This window comes from Xanthobacter pollutisoli (assembly GCF_040044995.1).
In the GTDB taxonomy this organism is placed as follows: Bacteria; Pseudomonadota; Alphaproteobacteria; order Rhizobiales; family Xanthobacteraceae; genus Xanthobacter.
On record NZ_JBDZDP010000002.1, the window covers coordinates 192,105 to 215,854 of the forward strand.

The 23,750-nt window shown below is 67.5% G+C and carries 26 protein-coding genes; 18 read left to right on the plus strand and 8 right to left on the minus strand.

Annotated elements, in window-relative coordinates:
• The first annotated feature begins 59 nt into the window (after positions 1-59).
• The 3 genes from ABLE93_RS06230 to ABLE93_RS06240 are packed head-to-tail and all read left to right on the plus strand — an operon-like array spanning position 60 to position 2,134.
• Positions 60-1,307, plus strand: coding sequence for a cysteine desulfurase (locus ABLE93_RS06230; RefSeq protein WP_348838703.1), 1,248 nt, complete (start codon positions 60-62; stop codon positions 1,305-1,307).
• On the plus strand, positions 1,304-1,678 hold the full coding sequence (locus tag ABLE93_RS06235) for an SUF system Fe-S cluster assembly protein (protein WP_348838705.1): 375 nt from the start codon (positions 1,304-1,306) through the stop codon (positions 1,676-1,678). The genes ABLE93_RS06230 and ABLE93_RS06235 overlap by 4 nt, the downstream gene beginning before the upstream one ends.
• Positions 1,679-1,687: 9 nt before the next feature.
• Positions 1,688-2,134, plus strand: coding sequence for a VOC family protein (locus tag ABLE93_RS06240; RefSeq protein ID WP_348838706.1), 447 nt, complete (start codon positions 1,688-1,690; stop codon positions 2,132-2,134).
• 60 nt (positions 2,135-2,194) lie between these two features.
• Here ABLE93_RS06240 and ABLE93_RS06245 read toward each other — a convergent pair whose 3' ends face one another.
• Complete coding sequence (locus ABLE93_RS06245) at positions 2,195-3,151, minus strand: homocysteine S-methyltransferase family protein (RefSeq protein WP_348838708.1); 957 nt, start codon at positions 3,149-3,151, stop codon at positions 2,195-2,197.
• Between the two features lie 232 nt (positions 3,152-3,383).
• Here ABLE93_RS06245 and ABLE93_RS06250 point away from each other — a divergent pair, with 232 nt between their 5' ends.
• From ABLE93_RS06250 to ABLE93_RS06270, 5 genes are all read left to right on the plus strand, one after another.
• On the plus strand, positions 3,384-4,013 hold the full coding sequence (locus ABLE93_RS06250; protein ID WP_348838710.1) for a TetR/AcrR family transcriptional regulator: 630 nt from the start codon (positions 3,384-3,386) through the stop codon (positions 4,011-4,013).
• Positions 4,014-4,456: 443 nt separating this feature from the next.
• Positions 4,457-5,779: a proline--tRNA ligase gene (proS, locus tag ABLE93_RS06255; RefSeq protein ID WP_348838711.1), complete on the plus strand. Its 1,323-nt coding sequence runs from the start codon at positions 4,457-4,459 to the stop codon at positions 5,777-5,779.
• A complete protein-coding gene (locus tag ABLE93_RS06260; protein WP_348838712.1) occupies positions 5,776-7,074 on the plus strand; it encodes a lipoprotein-releasing ABC transporter permease subunit in 1,299 nt (432 codons plus the stop codon). Before proS ends, ABLE93_RS06260 begins: the two co-directional genes overlap by 4 nt.
• A complete protein-coding gene (locus ABLE93_RS06265; RefSeq protein WP_348838714.1) occupies positions 7,074-7,814 on the plus strand; it encodes an ABC transporter ATP-binding protein in 741 nt (246 codons plus the stop codon). Before ABLE93_RS06260 ends, ABLE93_RS06265 begins: the two co-directional genes overlap by 1 nt.
• 34 nt (positions 7,815-7,848) lie before the next feature.
• Positions 7,849-8,649, plus strand: a complete 801-nt coding sequence (locus ABLE93_RS06270) for a YdcF family protein (RefSeq protein ID WP_348838716.1) — start codon at positions 7,849-7,851, stop codon at positions 8,647-8,649.
• Between the two features lie 2 nt (positions 8,650-8,651).
• Here ABLE93_RS06270 and ABLE93_RS06275 read toward each other — a convergent pair whose 3' ends face one another.
• Positions 8,652-8,951: a DUF3253 domain-containing protein gene (locus tag ABLE93_RS06275; protein ID WP_348838717.1), complete on the minus strand. Its 300-nt coding sequence runs from the start codon at positions 8,949-8,951 to the stop codon at positions 8,652-8,654.
• 166 nt (positions 8,952-9,117) lie between these two features.
• Between ABLE93_RS06275 and ABLE93_RS06280 the strand changes: the two genes are divergently transcribed.
• From ABLE93_RS06280 to ABLE93_RS06295, 4 genes are all read left to right on the plus strand, one after another.
• Positions 9,118-9,255 carry a hypothetical protein gene (locus ABLE93_RS06280; protein WP_348838718.1) on the plus strand — a complete coding sequence of 46 codons (138 nt, stop codon included), beginning with the start codon at positions 9,118-9,120 and terminating at the stop codon, positions 9,253-9,255.
• Positions 9,256-9,489: 234 nt separating this feature from the next.
• Entirely contained in the window at positions 9,490-10,506 is a 1,017-nt protein-coding gene (locus tag ABLE93_RS06285) for a hypothetical protein (protein WP_348838720.1), read from the plus strand.
• A 13-nt stretch (positions 10,507-10,519) separates the two neighbouring features.
• Positions 10,520-10,954: a DUF1489 family protein gene (locus tag ABLE93_RS06290; RefSeq protein WP_348838721.1), complete on the plus strand. Its 435-nt coding sequence runs from the start codon at positions 10,520-10,522 to the stop codon at positions 10,952-10,954.
• A 111-nt stretch (positions 10,955-11,065) separates the two neighbouring features.
• Positions 11,066-12,208: a hypothetical protein gene (locus ABLE93_RS06295; RefSeq protein ID WP_348838723.1), complete on the plus strand. Its 1,143-nt coding sequence runs from the start codon at positions 11,066-11,068 to the stop codon at positions 12,206-12,208.
• A gap of 51 nt (positions 12,209-12,259) precedes the next feature.
• Here the strand turns inward: ABLE93_RS06295 and ABLE93_RS06300 are convergent, their stop codons facing one another.
• A complete protein-coding gene (locus ABLE93_RS06300) occupies positions 12,260-12,874 on the minus strand; it encodes a helix-turn-helix domain-containing protein (protein ID WP_348838726.1) in 615 nt (204 codons plus the stop codon).
• Positions 12,875-12,987: 113 nt separating this feature from the next.
• On the minus strand, positions 12,988-13,845 hold the full coding sequence (thiD, locus tag ABLE93_RS06305) for a bifunctional hydroxymethylpyrimidine kinase/phosphomethylpyrimidine kinase (protein ID WP_348838728.1): 858 nt from the start codon (positions 13,843-13,845) through the stop codon (positions 12,988-12,990).
• Positions 13,846-13,977: 132 nt separating this feature from the next.
• On the opposite strand from thiD, the gene ABLE93_RS06310 reads away from it, so the two are divergent.
• From ABLE93_RS06310 to ABLE93_RS06335, 6 genes are all read left to right on the plus strand, one after another.
• Positions 13,978-14,214 carry an Lrp/AsnC ligand binding domain-containing protein gene (locus ABLE93_RS06310; RefSeq protein ID WP_348838729.1) on the plus strand — a complete coding sequence of 79 codons (237 nt, stop codon included), beginning with the start codon at positions 13,978-13,980 and terminating at the stop codon, positions 14,212-14,214.
• Positions 14,215-14,468: 254 nt separating this feature from the next.
• On the plus strand, positions 14,469-14,693 hold the full coding sequence (hemP, locus tag ABLE93_RS06315; protein WP_348838731.1) for a hemin uptake protein HemP: 225 nt from the start codon (positions 14,469-14,471) through the stop codon (positions 14,691-14,693).
• A 176-nt stretch (positions 14,694-14,869) separates the two neighbouring features.
• Complete coding sequence (locus tag ABLE93_RS06320; protein WP_348838733.1) at positions 14,870-16,603, plus strand: ArnT family glycosyltransferase; 1,734 nt, start codon at positions 14,870-14,872, stop codon at positions 16,601-16,603.
• A gap of 65 nt (positions 16,604-16,668) precedes the next feature.
• On the plus strand, positions 16,669-17,532 hold the full coding sequence (locus ABLE93_RS06325; RefSeq protein ID WP_348838735.1) for a phosphatase PAP2 family protein: 864 nt from the start codon (positions 16,669-16,671) through the stop codon (positions 17,530-17,532).
• On the plus strand, positions 17,529-18,275 hold the full coding sequence (locus ABLE93_RS06330) for a glycosyltransferase (protein ID WP_348838737.1): 747 nt from the start codon (positions 17,529-17,531) through the stop codon (positions 18,273-18,275). Before ABLE93_RS06325 ends, ABLE93_RS06330 begins: the two co-directional genes overlap by 4 nt.
• Positions 18,275-18,604: a lipid-A-disaccharide synthase N-terminal domain-containing protein gene (locus ABLE93_RS06335; RefSeq protein WP_348838738.1), complete on the plus strand. Its 330-nt coding sequence runs from the start codon at positions 18,275-18,277 to the stop codon at positions 18,602-18,604. Before ABLE93_RS06330 ends, ABLE93_RS06335 begins: the two co-directional genes overlap by 1 nt.
• A gap of 436 nt (positions 18,605-19,040) precedes the next feature.
• Here the strand turns inward: ABLE93_RS06335 and ABLE93_RS06340 are convergent, their stop codons facing one another.
• The 4 genes from ABLE93_RS06340 to ABLE93_RS06355 all read right to left on the minus strand — a co-directional run bounded on the left by ABLE93_RS06340 (position 19,041) and on the right by ABLE93_RS06355 (position 23,663).
• Positions 19,041-19,757, minus strand: a complete 717-nt coding sequence (locus ABLE93_RS06340; protein WP_348839334.1) for an amino acid ABC transporter ATP-binding protein — start codon at positions 19,755-19,757, stop codon at positions 19,041-19,043.
• Between the two features lie 73 nt (positions 19,758-19,830).
• Positions 19,831-21,246 carry an amino acid ABC transporter permease gene (locus ABLE93_RS06345; protein WP_348838740.1) on the minus strand — a complete coding sequence of 472 codons (1,416 nt, stop codon included), beginning with the start codon at positions 21,244-21,246 and terminating at the stop codon, positions 19,831-19,833.
• A 1-nt stretch (position 21,247) separates the two neighbouring features.
• Positions 21,248-22,543, minus strand: coding sequence for an amino acid ABC transporter permease (locus ABLE93_RS06350; RefSeq protein WP_348838741.1), 1,296 nt, complete (start codon positions 22,541-22,543; stop codon positions 21,248-21,250).
• Between the two features lie 109 nt (positions 22,544-22,652).
• Entirely contained in the window at positions 22,653-23,663 is a 1,011-nt protein-coding gene (locus ABLE93_RS06355; protein WP_348838743.1) for an amino acid ABC transporter substrate-binding protein, read from the minus strand.
• Positions 23,664-23,750 lie beyond the last annotated feature (87 nt).

Consider the following 23,750-nt stretch of genomic DNA (forward strand, 5'->3'; position numbering starts at 1 on the left):
GAGGCAGGTGCGACGTCGCCAGCTTGAGATGACGACCGAAATTCATTGAGGACTTTGTCATGACGCAGCCTCACCCCGCCGTCGCCAATGGCTCCTTCGACGTGGAGCGGGTGCGCGCGGATTTCCCGGCCCTGGCGCTGGAGGTGAACGGCCATCCGCTCACCTATCTCGACAATGCCGCCTCGGCGCAGAAGCCGCGGCAGGTCATCGACCGCATGGTCACCGCCTACGAGCGGGAATATTCCAACGTCCACCGCGGCCTGCACTATCTCGCCAATGCCGCGACCGAGGCCTTCGAGCAGGCGCGCGAGACGGCGCGGGGCTTCCTCAATGCGGCCAGCGTGGACGAGATCATCTTCACCCGCTCGGGAACGGGCGCCATCAACACGGTGGCGTCGTCCCTCGGCCAGTCCATTCAGGCGGGCGACGAGATCGTGCTCTCCATCATGGAGCACCATTCCAACATCGTGCCCTGGAATTTCCTGCGCGAGCGCAAGGGGGCCGTCATCAAGTGGGCGCCGGTGCGCGAGGATGGCTCGTTCGATCTCGACGCTTTCAAGGCCTTGCTGACCGAGCGCACCAAGATCGTCGCCATCACCCACATGTCCAACGTGCTGGGCACGGTCACGCCCATCAAGGAGATCGCCAAGGCGGCCCATGAGGTGGGGGCGCTGGTGGCGGTGGATGGCTGCCAGGCCGTGGTCCACATGCCGGTGGACGTGATCGACCTCGACGTGGATTTCTACGCCGTCACCGGCCACAAGCTCTATGCACCCACGGGCATCGGCCTGCTCTACGGCCGGAAGGCGCTGCTGGAGACCATGCCGCCCTACGAAGGCGGCGGCGAGATGATCCTCGAAGTGACCGAGGATTTCGTCACCTATGGCGTGCCGCCCCATCGTTTCGAGGCTGGAACGCCTCCAATCGTTCAGGCCATCGGCCTTGGCTCGGCAATGGAATATGTCCAGTCCATCGGCCGCGACGCCATCGCCGCGCACGAGCACGCGCTCTCGCTCTATGCCCACGAACGCCTGCGGGCGCTGAATTCCCTGCGCATCATCGGCACCGCGCCGGACAAGGGGGCGATCATCTCCTTCGAGATGAAGGGCGCACATCCGCACGACGTGGCCACCATCATCGACCGCTACGGCGTCGCGGTTCGGGCCGGCACCCATTGCGCCCAGCCGCTTTTGGCCCGATATGGTGCTTCAGCGACGTGCCGCGCATCCTTTGCTCTTTACAACACGCGCGCCGACGTGGACCGTCTGGTGGACGCCCTCGTCAAGGCGCAGGATTTGTTCGCATGACCGAGACCAAGTCGATTGAGGCGGCTCATCAGCCGCAGATCCAGTCCACCATCCCAGAGGCGGAGCTTTCCCGCCTGACGGATGACATCGTGGGTGCGCTGAAGACCGTCTACGATCCGGAAATTCCCGTCGACATCTACGAACTCGGGCTCATCTACAAAGTGGACATTTCCGACGCGCGCACCGTTGCCGTGGAAATGACCCTCACCACGCCCAATTGTCCGGCCGCAGCCGAGCTGCCGAGCATGGTGGAGAGCGCCGTCTCGGCCGTGCCGGGGGTGTCCGACGTGAAGGTGGACATCACCTTCGATCCGCCATGGGATCAGGGCCGCATGTCCGAAGAGGCCCGCGCCACCCTCAATCTTTGGTGATCCCGGGCGATGGCTGAGGGGGAAGGCGCCGGGCTTGCCGCGCCGCCGCCGCTCGGCCGCGTGGTCGAGACCGGCCTGTACGTGGACGACTTGGCACGCGCCCGTCGCTTCTACGAGGACGTCCTCGGCCTTTCCCCCATGCTCGCCGATGCGCGCTTCGTCGCCTATCCGGTGGGCGAGACCGTGCTGCTGCTGTTTCTGCGCGGAACGGCGGACGAGGCCATCGCGCTGCCCTTCGGCGGCGCCATTCCCCCGCATGACGGGGGAGGGCGGCTGCATTTCGCCTTTGCCGCTGCAGCAGCGGACATCGAGTCCTGGAGGGCCCGCCTCACCGCCCTTGGTGTCGCCATCGAGGGCGAGGTGCACTGGCCGAAGGGCTCGACCAGCCTCTATTTCCGCGACCCGGACGGCAACCTCGCCGAAATCGCCAGTCCAGGGCTGTGGGCCAATTACTAGATCGTCGTCCAGCGCTGCGGATGCCGGCCCACGAAATCCAAGGCCCGCGAAATCAACGCCCTATGCCGCCGCTGCCACCCCGGTGCAGGCAAAGCGGATCTGCTCCACATGGCGGTGGTCCGTGCCGCAGCAGCCGCCCAGAATGGTGAACTGGGGCAGCCGGGCGCGCAGCCCGCGATAGAGCTGGCCGAGTTCCACCGGATCACCGGCGTCGAGGTCGGGCGCGGCGTCCAATTCGGCGTGGCTGCGGCGCGAGGCGTTGGCGCGCAGGCCGCGCAACCGGCCGGTCCAGTCCTCGGCGGGCTCCAGCACATGGGCGAAGTGGTTCGGATGGGCGCAGTTGATAAGGTAATAGGCCGGCGCCGAGCCGGTGGCGGCATCGGTCTGAAAAATCGCATCCTTCAGCGTTTGGCCGGAGGGCAGCCGCCCGTCGGTTTCCAGCGTGAAGGAAATGGCAACGGGCAGGCCGGCGTGCTGTGCGGCTTGGACGATACCGATGGCCTCCTCCACATAGTTGAGCGTATAGGCCGCCACCATGTCGGCGCCGGTGGTCGCATAGATGCCCACTTGCCAGCCGTGGTAGTCGCGGGCCTCGGCGGCGCTCATGGCGCCATCCGTCCGGTAGCCGTCGCCGCGCGGCCCCACGACACCCGAAACCACCATGGGCGCATTCTCGTGCTCATGCCGGGCGCGGACCTCCTCCATGAGCGCCACGCCGCGGCGGTTGATGTCCTCGAGCTCGGCGCGGGAAAGCCCCATCTTCTCGCCCCAGTCGGGGTTCGACCGCCAGTTGGGGGAATCGAGAACGAAGCCCAGGCTCGCCTCGGCGGCGAGCCGGGCATAGCGGTCGTAATAGCGCCGCAGGCGTTCCGTGCCGGCCGCGTCCTTCAATTGGTCAGCGGCAGCGAAGAACGGCAGGTCGATGCCCTCGTGGAAGACGAGGGTGGTTTCGAGCCCTCCGTCCATGAGGAACAGGCGGTCGGCCAGTTGCGGCAATGCGGTGCGGTACTTGCACATTCCCATCTCCATGGAAGGACGACGGCGGCTCAGCCCGTTCGGGGCGGACGCGCCGGGATGGCCGGGACGATGCGCGGATCGGCCGGGGGCATCCAGCCCACTCGTGGTCAAGTCGGCTCTTCTTTCCGCCAAGATATTGCGCCCGCTTCACTCTTTCCGATCTGCCTTGCGGAGCATCGGCCGCAGCGAGCGCTGGCTGGGCTGTCAACCCTACCTATGGTAAAGTTCGTTCATGCTGGAGCAGGCGCCGCGCAGGGGCAGCGACACCCGTGAGCGAATTCTCGCGCTCGCGGAGCAGGCGGTTCTCGCCAAAGGCTTCGCATCCACCTCCATCGAGGAGCTGATCTCCGCGGTCGGCATCACCAAGAGTGGCTTCTTCTATCATTTCAGGGACAAGGGCGAACTCGCCAAGGCCCTGATGCTGCGTTACCTGGAGCACGACCGGGCGCTGCTCGACGATCTCTTCCGCCGGGCGGACGAACTCGACGAGGACCCCCTCCATGGCCTCCTCATCGCCCTCAAGCTGTTCGCCGAGGCCATGGCGCAGCTCCCGGAGGCGCACCCCGGCTGCCTTGCTGCCTCGTTCTGCTACCAGGATCAGCTGTTCAACCGGGAGATCCGGGATTTGAACGCCTCGTCCATGCTGGCGTGGCGCGACCGCTTCCGGGCCCGCTTCGAGCTGATCGCCCGGAGCCATCCGCCGCGGGAGGAGGTCGATGTCGATGCCCTCGCCGACATGCTGGCCACGCTGGTGGAAGGTGCACTCATTCTTGGCCGGGCGCTACAGGACCCCACCATCCTGCCGCGACAGGTGCTGCAATTCCGCGCCTATGTGAGGCTGATGTTCGCGCCGGGGCGCTGAGCCGCGCCGGGTTGGTGCGGACAAGAAAAAGGCGAGGCCCCGAAAGGGCCTCGCCTTTTTTAATCCACGGGTCCTGCGCCGCCTGCGGATCTCAGTCCGCTCTTGGTGGCCGCGCGGCCAATCCGTGTTGCCGATTCCGTATGCGCCAAGAGGCTTGAGCCAAGAGGCGGTCGTCGGTCGGCTTTTTTGCTTCGATTCCTCCCGAGACCCGGACCGCGTTCACCCGCCATCTGGCCGGCCGGTGACGGTCCCCTTTCTTGTGCGCCGTGAAAATAGAACAAGAATCTGTCGTTTGTCATCCTTGCGCCGCAATAAGCGGTTTGCTGCAGCGCATTATGGTTTTAAAATACCATCAATATTGCGCCGCTCTTGTGTTTTGCGTCCCCATCCGCTTTCACTCCGCCACCCGTCTCCCGTCCCGCTCCAGAGGCCGAGCCCCGCCGATGCGCCTGTCCCGTTATTTTCTCCCCATCCTGCGCGAAGTGCCGAAGGAGGCGGAGATCGTCTCGCATCGCCTGATGCTCCGGGCGGGCATGATCCGGCAGGAATCTGCCGGCATCTACGCGTGGCTGCCGTTCGGCCATCGGGTGCTGAACAAGGTGTGCGCCATCATCCGCGAGGAGCAGAACCGCTCCGGCGCCATCGAGATGCTGATGCCCACCATCCAGTCGGCGGACCTGTGGCGCGAGAGCGGGCGCTACGACGATTATGGCAAGGAGATGCTACGTATCCGGGACCGGCATGAGCGCGAGATGCTCTACGGCCCGACCAATGAGGAAATGATCACCGAGATCGTCCGCGCCTACGTGAAATCCTACAAGGCGCTGCCGCTGAACCTCTACCATATCCAGTGGAAGTTCCGCGACGAGGTGCGCCCCCGCTTCGGCGTCTACCGCTCGCGCGAATTCCTGATGAAGGACGCCTATTCCTTCGACCTCGACGCGGCCGGCGCCCGCCATTCCTACAACAAGATGTTCGTCGCTTATCTGCGCACCTTCGCGAGAATGGGCCTCAAGGCGATTCCCATGGTGGCGGACACGGGACCGATCGGCGGAAACCTCTCCCACGAATTCATCATCCTCGCCTCCACCGGCGAGAGCGAGGTGTTCTGCCACGGTGACTATCTCGACATGGCGCCGCCTCCCGCGGATGTGAACTTCGATGATGCGGCCGGCCTGCAGAGCGTATTCGACCGGTGGACGCAGCTTTATGCCGCCACGTCCGAGAAGCATGACGAGGCCGCCTTCAACGCCATTCCCGAGCCGCGGCGCCTCGCCGCCCGGGGCATCGAGGTGGGCCACATCTTCTATTTCGGCACCAAATATTCCGAGCCGTTCGGCGCCAAGGTGCTCGGTCCGGACGGGAAGGAGCACACCATCCACATGGGCTCCTACGGCATCGGTCCCTCGCGCCTCGTGGCCGCCATGATCGAGGCGTCCCACGACGAGGCAGGCATCATCTGGCCGGACGCGGTCGCGCCCTTCCAGGTGGGCATTCTGAACCTCAAGGTCGGCGACAGCGCCACCGAAGCGGCGTGCGGCGAACTTTACGCCGCGTTGACGGCGGCAGGATATGACGTGCTGTACGACGACACGGACGAGCGGGCGGGGGCCAAGTTCGCCACCGCCGACCTGATCGGCCTGCCGTGGCAGATCCTGGTCGGGCCCAAGGGTCTCGCCGAGGGCAAGGTGGAACTGAAGCGCCGCGTGGACGGCTCCCGCGAGCTGATCGCGCCCGGCGACATCCTTGAGAGGCTGAAGGCATGACGGCAGCAGCATCGACGGCCAAGGCGGGCGAGGACGCCGCGGGCACGCGCCCCTTTGCGCCGTTCGAATGGATGCTGTCGCTGCGCTATCTGAGAGCCCGCCGCAAGGAGGGCTTCATCTCGGTCATCGCGGGCTTTTCCTTCCTCGGCATCATGCTGGGGGTGGCGACCCTCATCATCGTGATGGCGGTGATGAACGGCTTCCGCCAGGAACTGCTCGGCAAGATCCTGGGCCTCAACGGCCACGTGCTCGTGCAGCCGCTGGAGAGCCCGCTCACCGACTTCAAGTCGGTGGCGGAGCGCATCTCAAAGCTCAATGGCATCCGCCTCGCGGTGCCGCTGGTGGAGGGGCAGGCGCTCGCCTCCTCGCCGTTCGGCGCGTCCGGTGTGCTGGTGCGCGGCATGGCGGAAAAGGACCTGCGCGGCCTGCCCTCGGTGTCCAACAACATCCGCCAGGGCACGCTGGAGAATTTCGACCAGGGGCAGGGCATCGCCATCGGCAAGCGCCTCGCCGACCAATTGTCGCTCAGGGCGGGCGACAACATCACCCTCGTTGCGCCGCGCGGCGCGGTGACGCCCATGGGCACCTCGCCGCGCATCAAGGTCTACAAGATCGCCGCGGTGTTCGAGGTTGGCATGTCCGAATATGACAGCGCCTTCGTCTTCATGCCGCTGGCGGAGGCCCAAGCCTATTTCAACCGCAACGCCGACGTGAACGCCATCGAGGTCTATCTCGACAATCCCGACGACGTGGCCGAGCTGCGCGGCGCGGTGCAGAGCGCGGCGGAGCGGCCCGTCTACCTCGTGGACTGGCGGGTCAGGAACGCCACATTTTTCGGCGCGCTGCAGGTGGAGCGGAACGTCATGTTCCTCATCCTCACCCTGATCGTGCTGGTGGCGGCGCTCAACATCGTGTCCGGCCTCATCATGCTGGTGAAGGACAAGGGCCACGACATCGCCATCCTGCGCACCATGGGCGCGACGCAGGGCGCCATCATGCGCATCTTCCTCATCACCGGCGCCTCGATCGGCGTGGTCGGAACAGTGTCGGGCCTGCTGCTGGGCGTTGTGGTCTGCCTGAACATCGAGAGCATCCGCCAGTTCATTTCCTGGCTCACCGCCACCGAGCTGTTCTCCCCCGAGCTCTATTATCTCAGCCGCCTGCCGGCCCAGATGAACTTCGGCGAGACTGCCTCCGTGGTGCTGATGGCGCTGGCTCTGTCCTTCCTCGCCACCCTCTATCCGTCCTGGCGGGCGGCGCGGCTCGATCCGGTGGAAGCCCTGAGGTACGAGTGATGGACATGCACGCTCCGCCCCAAGGCCGCACCTCGGCGCCCGGCTCCTCCGCCGGCCGGCCGCCCCTCGCCCTCGCGCTCACCGGCGTCGTGCGGCGCTACGCGCAGGGGCAGGCGGCGCTGGAGATCCTGCGCGGCGCCGACCTCGCCATCGCCCAGGGCCAGTCGGTGGCGCTGGTCGCTCCGTCGGGCTCGGGCAAGTCGACGCTGCTCCACATCGCCGGACTGTTGGAGCATTCCGACGCCGGCGAGGTGTTCATCGACGGCGCGCCCACCGCCCGCCTGCCGGATGCCGAGCGCACCCGCATCCGCCGCCTCGCCATCGGCTTCGTCTACCAGTTCCACCACCTGCTGCCGGAATTCACCGCGCTGGAGAACGTCTCCATGCCGCAGATGATCCGCGGGCTCAGCCGGATCGAGGCGGACAAAAGGGCGAAGGAACTGCTCTCCTATCTCGGCCTCGGCGCCCGGCTCACCCATCGCCCCTCGGAGCTCTCGGGCGGCGAGCAGCAGCGGGTCGCCATCGCCCGCGCGCTTGCCAACGCACCCCGCCTGCTGCTGGCGGACGAACCCACGGGCAATCTCGACCCCAAGACCTCGGATCACGTCTTCGGCGCCATGACCGAGCTGGTGCGGGCGACCGGCGTCGCCGCACTCATCGCCACGCACAATCTCGACCTTGCGGCGCGCATGGACCGGCGCGTCACCCTGCGCGAAGGCAAGGTGGTCGAGCTCGCCTGAGGCCGCCCTCGGCTCTTTCGCGCCCGGAGACGGCATGGATTCCTTCTTCACCGCCGCCAAGGTGTTCTGGTTCCTCGTGGCGCCGTCCAACGCGCTGGCATTGTTGGCTGTCGCCGGCCTCGTTCTGGCGCTGGCGCGTCTGCGCCGGGCCGGGCTGACGCTGCTCGGCGTCGCCATCGTCGGCTGGCTGGTGGTGGGCTTCTCGCCCCTCGCCAATTATCTCATGAGCCCGCTGGAGGAGCGCTTTCCCATCTATCGCGGCGATGCGCCGGTGACCGGCATCATCCTTCTCGGTGGCGCGGAGGTGCCCGAGGTGGGGCTTGCGCGAGGGGTGCCGGCCTTCGCCAATGCCGGCGAGCGGGTGATCGCCTTCGGCGCGCTGGCGCGGCAGTATCCGCAGGCGCGGCTCGCCTTCGTCGGCGGCAGCGGGCGGCTGTTCTCGGACGGCGTCGGTACCGAGGCGCGCATGATGCAGCTGGTGCTGCCCGATCTCGGCATTCCCGAGAACCGCGTAGAGTTCGAGGACAAATCGCGCAACACGGCAGAGAATGCCACCTTCGCCAAGGAGGTGCTCAAGCCCAGGCCGGGCGAGCGCTGGCTGCTGGTGACCAGCGCTTTCCACATGCCGCGCGCCATGGGCTGCTTCCGCAAGGCCGGGTTCGACGTGACGGCCTATCCGGTGGATTTCCGCACCGCGGGGCGGGACCTGCTGGACGATGCCTTCTCGCGCACCGCGAGCGGCCTCGACATGGCGGACATCGCCGTGAAGGAGTGGGTCGGTCTGGTCGCCTATTACATCTCGGGCCAGACCAGCGCGCTCTTCCCGGCGCCCTGACCTCACTCGTCGCGGGGCGCGCCGATGCGGTAGACGCCGCGGAAGTCGGTGGGGTCCACCGCCTTGCCCTTGCGATAGATCATCAGCCGGCCTTCGAGCGCGAGGCGCACAGCGACCCGTCGCACCACGGGCAGGGCGCGCTGCCATTCCGCCTTCGGCATCAGCGCCATCGCCGCGTCCATGGGGCCGAAGCTCTTGCCGGCCCCCGCCTCCGCCGCGAATCGCAGCAGCAGTGTGGCGGTCGCTTCCTCGTCGGGAAGCGGCGCGGGGGAGGGGGAATCGCTGGGTCGGTCGGCGCTCATGGGCGCTTTCCTAGCGCAGGGCGGGCCCTGCACAAAATGCAGGGCAGCCAGATGCGAACGGTTCGCGCGGGGCCTTGCCGAAAGGTTGATAAATTCCTAAAGCATTGTGCGTTGCGGGACGCGCGTCGGCCCGCGGGGGCACCGTCGAAAGAGCCGCAATCCCATCATGAATCTCAGCCCAGGCTATTCTCACCGCCGCTCCTGCTGGGGCGTCGCGCGCACGGCGCTCGCCGTGTTTCTGGTCGCCGTCGCCATCGTCTATCTCTACGGGGGGTTCGAGCCCTCGCTGCTGCACGCCCGCTGAGCCGCAGGATCTGCGGTGGATGGGGTCGCGCGCGATGGCGCGATCGCTGGTGCAGCCGGGGAATGTCTCTACCATGGCCGGCGCGCGGGTGCGCCGCGTTGCCTTGCTGTTCGGCCCGGATGATGATCCGCGCCCCGGATGCCGGCCTTCCCACCTCGTTGCGGACCGGGAGCCGGCCGCGCGCCGGGCCTTGCCCCGGCGCGAAGTAGAGAATGCGTCGCGGAGGACGCCGTCATGGAATGGATCGACCGTGTCCTTGGGATCGTAAACACCAATTTCGACGTCCCCGGCTGGGTGGTGCTGGCGTCGCTGGTGATCGGCGCGGTCTTCGTCTTCCTCCTGTTCGTGCGCTCCGAGCCGAACGAGAACCCGCTCACCGTGCTGGTGCTGATCGGCATCCTCCTGGGCGGTCTCGCCGTCGGCAGCGCCATGCTGAAGCAGATCATCATCGCCGCCGGCATTTCCGAGGCTCGGGCGCTGGAGGCTCGGGCGGCGGGGTTGGACGCCGCGGCGGCCCAGTCGCCGGGCCTCGGCTGTCTCGTCGCCGATACCGCGCTGACCGCGGTCTGCGAGGTGCTGCTGTTCGAGCGACCCGACACGGTGGCCGCCGGCCGGGCGCTGATGCGCGCCCGCATGGCGCTGGTGGAGGATGCGTTCGAGTTCGTCCGCCGCCGCAAGGCCGACTATCTCACCGAGCGCATCATCGCCTGGCGCCGCCCGCTGGAGCAGGACCCATATGGTCTGGTGGCCTCGGCGCTGGTGGATTTCTCCGGCTGCACCGCCACCTATTGCCCGCAGGCCGCCATTTTCGGTGATCCGACGCGCATCCTCGCCAACATGAACGAGGGCCGCTACCAAGCGCTGGTGGCCAAGTATACGCCCATCTGGGACCGCAACGCCCGCAACCGCGGCAGCCTGAATGCGCCGCCGCCGCGCACCGGGCCGTTCGGCTTCTCCGTCGGCCAGCCCGACGGCGCCCCCGCCCCCCATGCGGCCGTGCCGCCTGCCGCACCCACCGCCAACCTTCCGGTGGAAGAGAGCGAGCCGCCCCCGCCCGCCCCGCTGCCGCCGGCGCGTCCGCCCCGCACCCCGACGGTGCAGGCGCCGCCCGCCGCGCCCGCAGCCAATCCCGCGCCTTCGCGTCCCGCAACGCCCCGTCCGCGGCCGCAGCCCGCGCCCCCGAGCGCCCCCCCGCCCGCCGCCGACAGCGAACCCTCCGGCGAGGGCGCGGCACCGACGGAAGCGCAGTAGCTCCCGCCGCGGCATGGCGCTCCATCTCCTCAAGCTGTGCGTCGGGGCGACTTCCATCGCCGAGCTGGAAGCGTGGATCGCCGGCCGCGCCGCCGCCGCGCGCAAGTCCGGCGTCGCCTTCGAGCAGGTACACGTCACCCGCATGGTGCCCACACGCAGCGCCGACCTGCTCGACGGCGGCTCGCTCTATTGGGTCATCAAGGGCGAGGTGGCGGCGCGCCAGAAGCTCCTCGACCTGCGCACCTTCGTGGACGCAGAGGGCGTGCGGCGCTGCGGCCTCGTGCTCGATCCCGATGTGGTGCGGGTGGAGCCGCGCCCGTCGCGGCCGTTCCAGGGCTGGCGCTATCTCGCCGCCAAGGAGGCGCCGCGCGATCTCGGCGCGGACGCCGGTGCCGCCGGCCTTCCCGAAGCCCTGAGCCGGGAGCTGCGCGACCTGGGCCTGCTCTAGCCCACCTTTGGCCACCGGCTTTCCGTCATCTGCCGTTCAGGAAAGCTCCGTCATGGTGCCGGCGCATTTCGCCTCCGCGCTGCGGCCGGAGGCGCTGAAGGGGAGACCGAGATGACCATTCGCATCGTGCCGGCCACGCTTGCCTGCGCGGCGGGCCTTCTGGCGGCGAGCACCGCGCTCGCCCAGCAGAGCCCGGCCCTGAAGGAAATTCCCGCCGACAAGGCGAAGCTCACTGGCGCCATGACGGTGGATTACAACTCCCGCTCCATGCGCTCCTCCAGCGGCACCGATCTCTACGAGATTTCCGATCTCTCCGTGGCCGACCTCATGATCCTGAAGGGCTCGGTGCAGCGCACCCCCGGCAAGAGCCTGGTCTATTCGGTGAAGTTCGATGTCATGAACCCCTCCAACCCGTCGCAGATCGCGCGGGAGGTGGCCATCATGCGGGGCGATCTGCAGATCGACGCCAACGGCCGCTACAATCCCGATGCCGGCCGCCTGCGCATCGATGTGGTGAAGGGCAACCAGACCTCTTCCGCCTTCGGCGGGTCCATCCAGGGCCGCAACGTGACGCGCTGGTGGGAGGTGGGCGAGCAGTTCCGCAAGGCGCAGAAGGAAGCCACCAAGATCTATTCGCGCGTGGTGGACGGCAAGTTGGTGTCCATCCAGGTGAAGAACCCGGACCCGCTGCGCTTCGAGCGCACCCAGCTCGCCGCCGGCCCGTTCTCCTTCCTGCCGGAGACGCGGGTGTCGGGCAATCTCGACTATGACTACGAACTCGGCAACTGGCTGACCGATGCCAACGGCGTCACCTTCACTTACACGGTGGCCGACCGCTCCTTCACCGACCGGGTCTCCGGCTCGATCCGCTTCGTCGAGGAAGAGAACACCTTCACCGACAAGGCTGGCAAGAAGCGGCCCTATACCGGCTATTACGAATACAACCTGCGCTGGAACGAGCAGGCGGTGAATACCGACCAGTCCTTCTTCGACGGCGGGCAGGCGCAGGCCCAGTCGGATGCCTTCTTTTCCGCCGCCGACCAGTCCAAGCCGGGCCTGTACGGGCGGGTCTACTACAACGACAGCGAGGACGCCTGCAAAAGGGTGAAGGGCGAGGGCGGCAAGGACCAGTGCGTCGGCCCGACCCGCTCGGAAGTCAACTGGGACCTCAAGGCGGAGAAGCTGACCTACGCCCAGCTCGCCAATTGGGTGAAGCTGGAGATGCTCATCCTCGGCCCGCTGACCGACGAGTGAGGCGGACGGCGGGAGGGCTACCCCTCCCGCACCCCGCGTGGGGTCCGGCCGTCACTCAAGCACGGCCGCCTTCAGCAGGCACACCATGAAGGCCCGGGCCGGCGCCTCGCCGCGGTTGCGGATGACGTGGCGGCGGTCGCAGCGGTAACGCACCGTCTCGCCTTCGCGGACGGTTTCCACGATGCCGCCCACGTCCACCTCCAGCGTGCCGGAAATGACGGTGAGGCATTCCACGGCACCGCGCTGGTGCCCGTCGGAATCGAGCTCCCCTCCGGCGGCCGCTTCCAGATCGTAATATTGCAGCCACTCCACCGTCTTGATCCATCCGATGATGGACAGGCGCATCAGCCCGTCCTCGGAGACGAGGATCGGCGTGTCGGCGCGCGAGAGCTTCTCCACGAATGGCGCGTCGTCGGAGGAGGCGAGCACCCGCTCCACCGACATGTCGAGGGCCTGCGACAGCCGCCAAACCGTGGCGAGGGTGGGGTTGGTCTCGTTGCGCTCGATCTGGCTGATGATGGATTTCGCGACGCCCGACTGCTCGGCGAGGTCGGAGAGCGAGAGATTATAGGCTTTGCGCAGGCGCTGGATGGTCTTGCCCAGCTGGCCGGTGATCGCCTGGGCGCCGGTTTCGAGGGAACTGCCGCCGCGGTCCTTGACTGCCATACCCAGCGATCCTTCCTATCGAACGCCTGTTCGCTCTGGCGGACGATATCGCCCCGCTTGCACGGAGGGAATAGGCCGCCGCCAAGCGGCTCCCGAAAGGGCGGTATTTTCGCCTATCGACCCCACAGGCGGAAGAAATGGTGCACCGGGCCGTGCCCCGCGCCGACGTGGAGTAGGTCGGCCGCCGCGATGGCGCCGGTGATATAGGCCTTCGCCTCTCGCACCGCCTCGGTGAGATCCAGCCCCAGCGCGAGCCCGGACGCGATCGCCGAGGAAAGGGTGCAGCCGGTACCGTGGGTGTTGCGGGTGGGATGGCGCGGCGCGGAAAAGCGGGTCGTCCCGGATGGTGTCACCAGGAGGTCGAGGCTTTCAGGTCCCTCGCCATGGCCGCCCTTCATCAGCACCGCACGGGCGCCGAGGGCAAGCAGTGCCTCGCCCTGGCGGCGCATGTCGTCCTCGCCGGATGCCGGCTCGGTGCCGAGCAGCGCGGCGGCCTCGGGCAGGTTGGGGGTGATGAGGTCCGCCGCCGGGATGAGGAGCGCCTTGAGGCTCGCGAGCGAATCGTCGGTGAGGAGGCGGGAACCGGAGGCCGCCACCATCACCGGATCCAGCACCACCGGGCGGGCCTTGTGGCGGTCCAGCCCCTCGGCCACCGTGGAGATGGCGCCGGGACGCGACAACATGCCGATCTTCACCGCCTTCACGGCGAGGTCGGCGAAGACCGCATCCATCTGGGCGGCGATGAAATCGTCCGGCACGTCGTGGATGGCGCTGACGCCGCGGGTGTTCTGGGCGGTGAGGGCTGTGATGACGCTGGCGCCGTACACGCCGAGGGCGGAAAAGGTCTTGAGGTCCGCCTGGATGCCGGCGCCGCCGCTGGAATCCGACCCGGCAATTGTCAGGGCGATGGGGATGGGCGGCGCCGCGACCGGAAGGCCTGAATCGGAACTCGACGCAATGGAACGCGACATGGGACTGGATGCCTCCGCCTCGGCGAGCGGCAACCCTTGCCAGTCCCGCCGGTTTTGTCCACCTTGGCCCCGCCGGGTCCCCCTTCGGGCCCTGATGCGGAGGCCATTGGCCTGCCGCCAGCGGAGCGTGCCGTGGTTCCCTTCTTCGTCCAGATCAAGTGCCAGCTCGGCAAGTCCTACGAGGTGGCCGACGCCCTCGCCAATGCGGAGATCGCTTCGGAGATCTATTCCACCGCGGGCGAGTTCGACCTTCTGGTGAAGTTCTATGTGGACCCCGAAACCGACATCGGCCACTTCGTGAATCAGCAGGTCCAGACGATCCCCGGCATCCAGGACACGCTGACCATCATCACCTTCAAGGCCTTCTGAGGCCTAGCCCCGGCGGCCGCGCCTGCGGCCCGATCCCTCAGACCTGAGCATCTGCAACGCAGGCGCGTTTCGAGCGCGCCGGTGCGCGCGAACGCATGCGCCGTGACATCGTGATCGTCCGCAAGGGATTGATCTCGATGCCCGCATGTATTACTCAAGGTTTGGATGATGGTATTCGAGTATTGAATGCTTCTAAAGTGGACCCGCCAGCGTCACCGAGGTCGGCGGACTATGCGAAATCTGGAGCGGTTCAAATGAGCAGGCACGAACACAGGGGTGCCCAGCTGCGCGGCGCGGAGGTGGGTGAGGACTGGACCTTCCGGCCGGCGGATGCGACCTGTCGCAGCATTCCGATGATGGATGCGCAGCTCGACAGCCGCGACCTTTTCGCGGCCGGGCGGCTCGTCACCATCACCCATGGCGAGCACACCTACCAGCTGCGCCTTACGGCCCAGAACAAGCTTATCCTCACCAAATAGCCGGCCGGTGCCCGCGCGAAGGCTGGTTGTCCCGCCCTGCCTTTCGTTCGCCGCGTTTGACCGCCATCTGGTCCGCGCCGGCCGGGGGCGTCTGCCTACGCCCTTTGTCCGGCCCTTTTCGGCACGGGCGTTTCTGCTATTGTCCGCGCCCAATTCGAGCGGATCCAAACACAAGCATGGCCATCTCTGAGCCCGCGTCCGACAAGCGGCGGGCGTTCGACCTCGACCTGCCGGCGCGCCTCGCGCATGTCTTCGACGGGGCGTCGGCGCGCCATGGCCGCGCCATCCTCTTGCTCGTGGTGGTGGCGTTCCTCGCCTTCCTGCCAGGCTTCTTCCAGCTCTCGCCCATCGACCGCGACGAGGCCCGCTTCGCTCAGGCCACCAAGCAGATGCTTGAGAGCGGCAATTACGTGGACATCCGCTTCCACACCCAGGCCCGGCACAAGAAGCCGGTAGGCATCTACTGGCTCCAGGCCGCCAGCGTGAAGGCCGGAGAGGCGGTGATCGGTCCCTCGGCGCATGGCTCCATCTGGCTCTATCGCCTGCCATCGCTCTTTGCCGCCGTCGGCGCGGTGCTTCTCACCTATTGGACGGCGCTGGTCTTCGTCTCGCGCCGCGGCGCGCTGCTGGCCGGGCTGATGATGGCGGGCTGCGTGCTGCTCGGGGTCGAGGCACGCCTCGCCAAGACCGACGCGGTGCTGCTCTTCACCATCCTCGGCTCCATGGGCGCGCTGGCGCGGGCCTATATGCGCCCGGCCGGCGAGCGGCAGGGCGATCTCCCCCTCGGCTTCATCTTCTGGACCTCCCTCGCCGCCGGCATCCTGGTGAAGGGGCCCATGGCGCCGCTGTTCGTCGGCCTCACCATCGCAGCGCTCGTGGTGGTGGAACGCTCGGCCGGCTTCATGCGGCCGCTGAAGCCGCTGCTCGGCCTGCCGTGGTGCCTGCTGCTCGTTCTGCCCTGGTTCGTCGCCATCTATTACGTGACAAACGGCGCCTTCTATCAGCACGCGGTCGGCGTCGACATGCTGGGCAAGGTGGCGGAGGGCGCCGAAGGCCACTGGGGGCCGCCGGGCACCTATTTCCTTGCCGTCTGGGGCACTTTCTGGCCCTCCATTGTGCTCGCCGCCATGGCCGCCCCGTTTGCGTGGCGCAACCGGCGCGAGCCGGCGGTCCGCTTCCTGCTGTGCTGGCTGGTGCCGAGCTGGCTCGCCTTCGAGATCGCCGTGACCAAGCTGCCGCACTATGTGCTGCCGCTCTATCCCGCCCTCGCCATCCTCTCCGCTCTGGCGCTGGAGCGCGGCGCCCTGGCGAAGGCCGGCAGCCGCCTCGCCGCGCTGGTCTGGCTGTGGCCGGTGCTCGCCATCGTCCTGTCCATCGGGCTCGGGGCGGCCTACCTCTATCTCGGCAGCGGGTTCGGGCTCGCCGCCTGGCCGCTGCTGGTGCTCGCCATCGTCATTCTGTGGTGGGCGGCGCGCGCCTTTCCCCGGATCGGCATGGAAGGCGCCTTCCTCACGGCGCTCGCCGGATCTCTCGTGCTCTATCTCGCCGTCTGGCAGGTGATGCTGCCGCAGATGCGCGCCCTGTGGATTTCCGAGCGCCTCGCAGCGGTGGTCAAGGAGCAGGGCTGCCCGGCGGCCAATGTGGCCTCCTTCCCCTATCAGGAGCCGAGCCTGGTGTTCCTCGTGGGGACGCAGATCAATTACGGCCTGCCCAACGAGGCCGCGGCGCTGCTGAAGAAGGGCGGCTGCGCGCTGGCCTTCCTCGACGAGCGCTTCACCCCAGCCTTCGAGAAGCATGCGGCGGCTCTGGGGTTGAAGTATCACGCCGTCGCCACCATCGCCGGCTTCACCTATAACGGCGGGCGCCCCACATCCATCACGGTGTTCCGCTCCGACGAGGCCCCCCAGTGACGCCGCCCGGGGGACCTGACGCCGGGCCGCGGGCCGCCGAGGTCCTGCGACAGGCGGGAGAAAGCGTGCGCCTGCTGCTGCAGTCCATCGCCGACGCGCTCGTCTATCTGCGGCGCCGGCGCATCGGTGTGCCGCGGCCCCGCATCGGCTTCCTTGGCACCTGGGAGGCACTTGCCTTCGCCGCCCTCACCGTGGGGCTGGTGGTGGCGCTGATGCTTCTGGTGGATCCCATGGTGCCGGGCCTGCGGCTGAAGATGCCGGCGTGGCTCATCATCTTCTGCGAGCGCATCACCGACCTCGGCTTCAGCGGCGTGGTGCTGTGGCCGCTCGGCCTCTCCCTCGCCTATGCACTGGTGATGACGCGGGTGGGCGACACCGTGAGCCGCCAGATCGCGGCGAGCGTCGCCGCGCGGCTCGGCTTCCTCTTCCTCGCCATCGCGCCCATCGGGCTCGGCGTCGCCATCATCAAGCACGCGCTCGGCCGGCCACGGCCCCATGCGGCCTTCATGATGCGCGGGCCCAACCCGGAGCTGACGTTCGACTTCTTCATCTGGAAGTCGAGCTTCGCGTCCTTCCCGTCGGGCCACGCCACCACCACCTTCGCCTGCGCTGTCGCGTTTGCGGCGCTGTTTCCGCGGGCGCGGACCATCCTGCTGCTTTTGGCCGTGCCGGTGGCGGCGACGCGGGTGGTCCTCGGCTCGCATTATCCGAGCGACGTGGTGGCCGGCGCCTTCCTTGGCACCGCCTTCTCCCTGTGGATGGTGAAGGTCTTCGCCGCCCGCCGCCTCGTGTTCGCGGTAGATGCACACGGGGCGGTCATTCCCATGGCCGGCCCGTCGGCGGGCCGGCTCGGCCGCCTTCTGCCCGCTGCCCTCCTGCCCGCCCCACCCAGCAGCACCGCCGTTCCAGCCGAAGAGGCGAGACAGTGACTTCCCCCATTTCCAACGCCGCCGCAGCCCCCCGGCTGTCGGTGGTCATCGCCGTCAAGGATGAGGCGGACAACGTGCTGCCGCTGATCGACGAGCTCGATCAGGCGCTCTCCTTCGAGCCCTACGAGCTGATCTTCGTGGACGACGGCTCCACCGACGCGACCCTCGCCAACCTGCGCCGTGCGGCTGCGACGCGGCCCTATCTGCGCATTCTGGTGCACGCCAAATCCTGCGGGAAGTCGGCGGGCGTCGATACCGGGGCGCGGGCCGCGGTGGGCGACATCCTGCTGCTGCTGGACGGCGACGGCCAGAACAACCCCGCCTATCTGCCGGCCATGGTGAAGGCGCTGGACGACGGCGGTCCCACGGTCGGGATGGTGCAGGGCGAGCGGCAGGGCCGCAAGGACACGCGCTTCAAGCGCTTCCAGTCGCGCCTTGCCAACCGCATCCGCGGCGGGCTGCTCAATGACGGCACGCGGGACACCGGGTGCGGCCTGAAGGCGGTGCGGCGCGAGGTGCATCTGCGCCTGCCGGTGTTCGACGGCCTGCACCGCTTCATGGCGGCGCTGGTGCGCCGCGAGGGCTATGAGATCCGCACCGTGCAGGTGGTGGACCGGGAGCGCTGGCATGGCGTCTCCAAATACGGCTTCTGGAACCGCCTCTGGGTGGGCATCGCCGATCTGTTCGGGGTGTTCTGGCTGGTCCGGCGCCGGCGCGTGCCGCAGGTGGTGGAGCGCGGCTGATGATCTATTATCTGTCGGAGATCGGCACCTACCTGCACGAGGTCTTCATCGACCAGTTCGACTGGTGGGTGCTGCTGGGGCTGGTCGCGCAGTTCATGTTCACCATGCGGTTCGTGGTGCAGTGGATCGCCAGCGAGCGGGCGCAGCGCTCGGTCATTCCCTTCGCGTTCTGGACCTTCTCGCTGGGCGGCGGCACGCTGCTGCTGGTCTACGCGCTCTACCGCAAGGACCCGGTGTTCATCGCCGGCCAGGCGCTCTCCACCTTCATCTACATCCGCAACCTGCAGTTCGCCCTGCGCGAACGCCGCGCCGCGCGGGCGGTCACGTAGCGGGGCTGGACGACGGAGCGGCGGGTCCTGGGGCAGTCGATCCCGTTGCCCAACGTCCCTCCCTCAGCCCGCGCCCCTCTTCCTCCGTGCCTCCCGATCGTCGTCCTCCGGCTTGACCGGAGGACCCATGGCGCCTCGGGTCCCACTCTTCCCCGCGTTTGAGCGGGTGGAGGGATGGGCCCTCCGGTCAAGCCGGAGGGCGACGAAGAAAGCGCTCGCTCGCCCGCGCGTGTCCCACCGCTCTCGCCACGCTGTCGTCCTCCGGCTTGACCGGAGGACCCATGGCGCCGCCCGTCGCGCTCTCCCCGTGTTTGAGCGGGTGGAAAGATGGACCCTCCGGTCGAGCCGGAGGGTGACGGCGGAGAGGGGCGGCAGAGGGCGACGGCGGGAGAGGGGGTGGGAGCGGATGGCGGGCCGCGCAGAGCCGGCCGCCCCCTCAGTGCAGGATCTGGCTGAGGAACAGCTTGGTGCGCTCGTGCTGCGGGTTGGAGAAGAAGGCGTTGGGCTCGTTCATCTCCACGATCTGGCCGGCATCCATGAAGATCACCCGGTTCGCCACCTGACGCGCAAAGCCCATCTCGTGGGTCACGCACAGCATGGTCATGCCGTCCTGGGCGAGGCTCACCATGGTGTCGAGCACCTCCTTCACCATCTCCGGGTCGAGGGCGGAGGTGGGCTCGTCGAACAGCATGATGCGCGGGCGCATGCAGAGGGCGCGGGCGATGGCGACGCGCTGCTGCTGGCCGCCGGAAAGCTGGCCGGGGTACTTCTGCGCCTGGTGCGGAATCTTCACCTTCTCGAGGAAATGCATCGCCAGTTCCTCGGCCTCCTTCTTCGGCATCTTGCGCACCCACATGGGGGCGAGGGTGCAGTTCTCCAGGATGGTGAGGTGCGGGAACAGGTTGAAGTGCTGGAAGCACATGCCCACCTCGCGGCGGACCTCGTCGATGCGTTTCAGATCGTCGGTGAGCTCGATGCCGTCCACCACGATGCGGCCCTTCTGGTGCTCCTCCAGCCGGTTGATGCAGCGGATGAGGGTGGACTTGCCCGAGCCCGACGGCCCGCAGATGACGACGCGCTCGCCGCGCTCGACCGTGAGGTTCACGTCGCGCAGCACATGGAAGTCGCCGTACCACTTGTTCACGCCGGTCATCTCGACGGCGATCTTGGGGGCGGAGGCCTCGTCGGCGGCGATGATGGGATCTGCGCTCACGGATGTATCCCTTTCAGTGCCTGTGCGCCCGGTCGAGACGCTTTTCCAGCGCCATCGAGTAGCGGGACATGCCGAAGCAGAAGACGAAATAGATGAGGCCGGCAAAGCCGAAGCCGGTGAACAGCGTGGTCGGCGACGCCCAGTTGGGGTCGGTGAAGGCGGCGCGCATGGAGCCGAGCAGGTCGAAGATCGAGACGATCAAGACCAGCGTCGTGTCCTTGAACAGGCCGATGAAGTTGTTGACGATGCCGGGGATCACCAGCTTCAGCGCCTGCGGCAGGACGACGAGGCGCATCATCAGCGAGCTTCGCAGGCCCACCGCCATGGCGCCCTCATACTGGCCCTTGGGGATGGCCTGGAGGCCGCCGCGCACCACTTCCGCCATGTAGGCCGAGGCGAAAAGCGCCACGCCCACCAGCGCGCGGAGCAGCCCGTCGATGGTGAAGCGGCCTGGCATGAACAGCGGCAGCATGTAGGTGGCGAAGAACAGCACCGTGATGAGCGGCACGCCGCGCCAGAACTCGATGAAGATGATGCAGAGCCACTTCACCAGCGGCAGGCTGGACCGCCGCCCGAGCGCCAGGAGGATGCCGAAGGGCAGGGACACGGTGATGCCGGTGACGGCGATGACCAGCGTCACCAGAAGGCCGCCCCACAGACGCGTCTCCACCTGCGGCAGGCCGGTGTCGATGTCCACCGCCAGCAGCACCAGCGCCAGCACGCCGAGCACGCTCAGGGTGGTGCGGGCCGCCGAGCGGCCGCCCTCGGGTCCGGCGAGGAAGCGGGAGATGCCATAGGCGATGGAGGTGAGCAGCATCGTCGACAAGGCGTAGTCGAGCCAGAAGCCGGCGCGGATGCCCTGGGGACCGCCGATGGCGGAGAAGTTCACGCCCAGCCAGCCGAGGAAGAATCGCTGGAGGTCGAGATTGCCGCCGGTGAGCAGCACGAAGGCCACCACCGGATAGACGCCGAAGAAGAGGATGGCGTTGAGCCGCTTATAAGGCAGGCTCTGGATGAGCAGCGGCAGCAGAAGCAGCGCGCCCATCCAATAGACGGTGTTGACCCGCCAGCGCTCGCTGGCCGGATAGAAGCCGTAGATCAGCTGGTCGAGCTTGGCCCAGATGAAGGGCCAGCAGGCGCCGACCGGGCGGCCGATCTTCTCGGCGAGGCAGGCGTCGCGATTGGTGCCGGTCCACACCGCGTCGATGAGGAAGAACTGCACCAGCGGCGGGATGGTGACATAGAGCAGGAAGACGCCGAACAGGGTGAGCAGCACCTGCGGCACCGAGCCGAACAGGTGCTCGCGTGCCCAGCGCACCGGTCCGCGGGCCGTGACCGGGGCCGGTTCGGGATCGCGGAACACCGAGGCGACGAAGGGCGTGACGGGCGCCATGCGGCCGGTGGGGAGGGGGGCGGTCGTATCCGTCATCTCACCGCTCCACCAGCGCGACGCGCTTGTTGTACCAGCCCATGATGCCGGAGGTGACGAGGGAGATGGTGAGGTAGACCGCCATGGTCACGGCGATGATCTCGATGGCCTGGCCAGTCTGGTTGAGGGTGGTGCCGGCGAAGACCGCGAACAGGTCAGGGTAGCCCACCGCCACGCCGAGGGACGAGTTCTTGGTGAGGTTGAGATACTGGCTGGTAAGGGGCGGCACGATCACCCGCATGGCCTGTGGGATGACCACGAGGCGCAGCGTCGGCCCCGTCCTCAGGCCGAGGGAGTGGGCGGCCTCGGACTGGCCCTTGGACACCGCGAGGATGCCCGAGCGCACGATCTCGGCGATGAACCCGCCCGTATAGATGGAGAGGGCGAGGAGCAGCGACACGAACTCGGGGATGACGCGCAGCCCGCCGACGAAGTTGAAGCCCCGCAGCTCGGGCTTTTCCACCGTTACCGGCGAGCCGGCGGCAAGATAGGCGACCAGCGGCAGCACGATGACGAGGCCGAGGGTGGCCCAGAACACGGGGAAGAACTGGCCGGTGGCCTCGCGCCGCTTCTTCGCCCAGCGCGCCAGCACGAAGCTGATGATGAGCGCCGCAATCAAAGCGTAGAGGATGGCCATGGAGCCGTCCTCGAAGATGGGGCGCGGCAGCACCAGTCCGCGGTTGTTGACGAACACGCTCGGCGCGCCGAGCCCGGCGGCAAACCCGGAGATGGGCCCGCCAAGGACGCCGAGGCCGATCGCGGAGAGGCCCGAGCCGATGGCGCCGAAGATCGGCTGGAGGCCGAAGCCCCAGCTCTGGCGCGGTCCGGGCAGGGCCGCGAGCACGGCGAGATACCAGAACAGGATCTGGAACAGGGGCGGCAGATTGCGGGTGATCTCCACATAAGCGGAGGCCAGCGCCTTGATGACCACGTTCTTGGAGAGGCGCGCCACGCCCATCACGAAGCCGATCAGGGTGGCGAAGATCACGCCGAGGAAGGCCACCAGCAGCGTATTGAGCAGCCCGACCAGGAAGGCGCGGCCGTAGCTCATGGATTCGTTGTAGGGCACCAGCGTCTGGCTGATGGCGAAGCCGGCGCGGTTGTCGAGGAAGCCGAAGCCGGAGGCGATGCCGAGGCGGGCGAGGTTGGCGGAGGCGTTGGCGTAGAACGACCACAACAGCCAGACGAGGATCAGTGCCAGAACGATCTGGATCACTTGGGATCTGAGCTTGGGATCCGTCCAGGACCAGCGGCGACGTTCGCGTCGCGGAGGCCCGGAAAGGCGAACGTCAGTCATGTAGCCCCCGAAAAGGTTCGGCGCCTTTGGCCCCGTGTTCTGGAGGTGGAGGGCGCGGGGCTTGCCCCGCGTCCGCCGCCTTTATTGGTTACGCGAATGCCTCGGGCGATCAGCGCACGGGCGGGCCGTATTGGATGCCGCCCTTGGTCCACAGGTTGTTCAGCCCGCGCTCGATGCCGAGGGGGGTGGAGGGGCCGACGTTGCGATCGTAGATCTCGCCGTAATTGCCGGTGGCCTTGAGGATGCGCACCGCCCAGTCCGGGGTCAGGCCGATGCCCTCGCCATACTTGCCATCGGTGCCGAGAAGGCGCTTCACGTCCGGATTTTCGGACTTCACCTGCTCATCGACGTTCTTCTGGGTGATGCCGAGCTCTTCCGAGTTCAGCAGCGCGAAGTAGGTCCACCGCACGAGATCGAACCATTGGTCGTCGCCGTGGCGCACCAGCGGGCCGAGGGGCTCCTTGGAGATGGTCTCGGGCAGAAGGACGTGGTCGGCCGGATTGGTGAGCTTGAGGCGCACCGCGGCGAGCTGGGACTTGTCCGAGGTGAACACGTCGCAGCGGCCCGATTCGTAGGCCTTCACCGTCTCGTCGAGGGTCGCGAAGGCGATGACCTCGCGATACTTCATGTTGTTGGCGCGGAAATAGTCGCCGACGTTGAGCTCGTTGGAGGTGCCCGTCTGCACGCAGATGGAGGCTTCCTGCAGCTCCTTGGCGGACTTCAGCCCAACCGACTTGCGGATGAGGAAGCCCTGGCCGTCATAATACATGACGCCCGCGAAGTTGAAGCCCAGGGTGGTGTCGCGCGACATGGTCCAGGTGGTGTTTCGCGACAGGACGTCGATGGCGCCGGAGGTGAGCGCGGTGAAGCGGTCCTTGGCGGAGAGGGGGGTGAACTTCACCTTGGAGGGATCGTTGAAGATCGCCGCCGCGATGGCGCGGCAGAAGTCCACGTCGAGCCCGCTCCACTCGTTCTTGTCGTTGGGGCTCGAGAAGCCGGGCAAGCCCTGCGTCACGCCGCAGTTGAGCGCGCCTCTCGCCTTCACGTCGTCAAGAGTCGCGGCCTGCACGGCGCCGGCCAGCGACAGAAGTCCTGCTGCTGCGAAGAGGATGCGTTTCACGGAAGGTTCCTTTTTTGCGATGACGCGCCCGCCATCCCAAGCCTACTTACCGCAGTGCGGCATGACACGGCTCGACGGGAAGGCCAA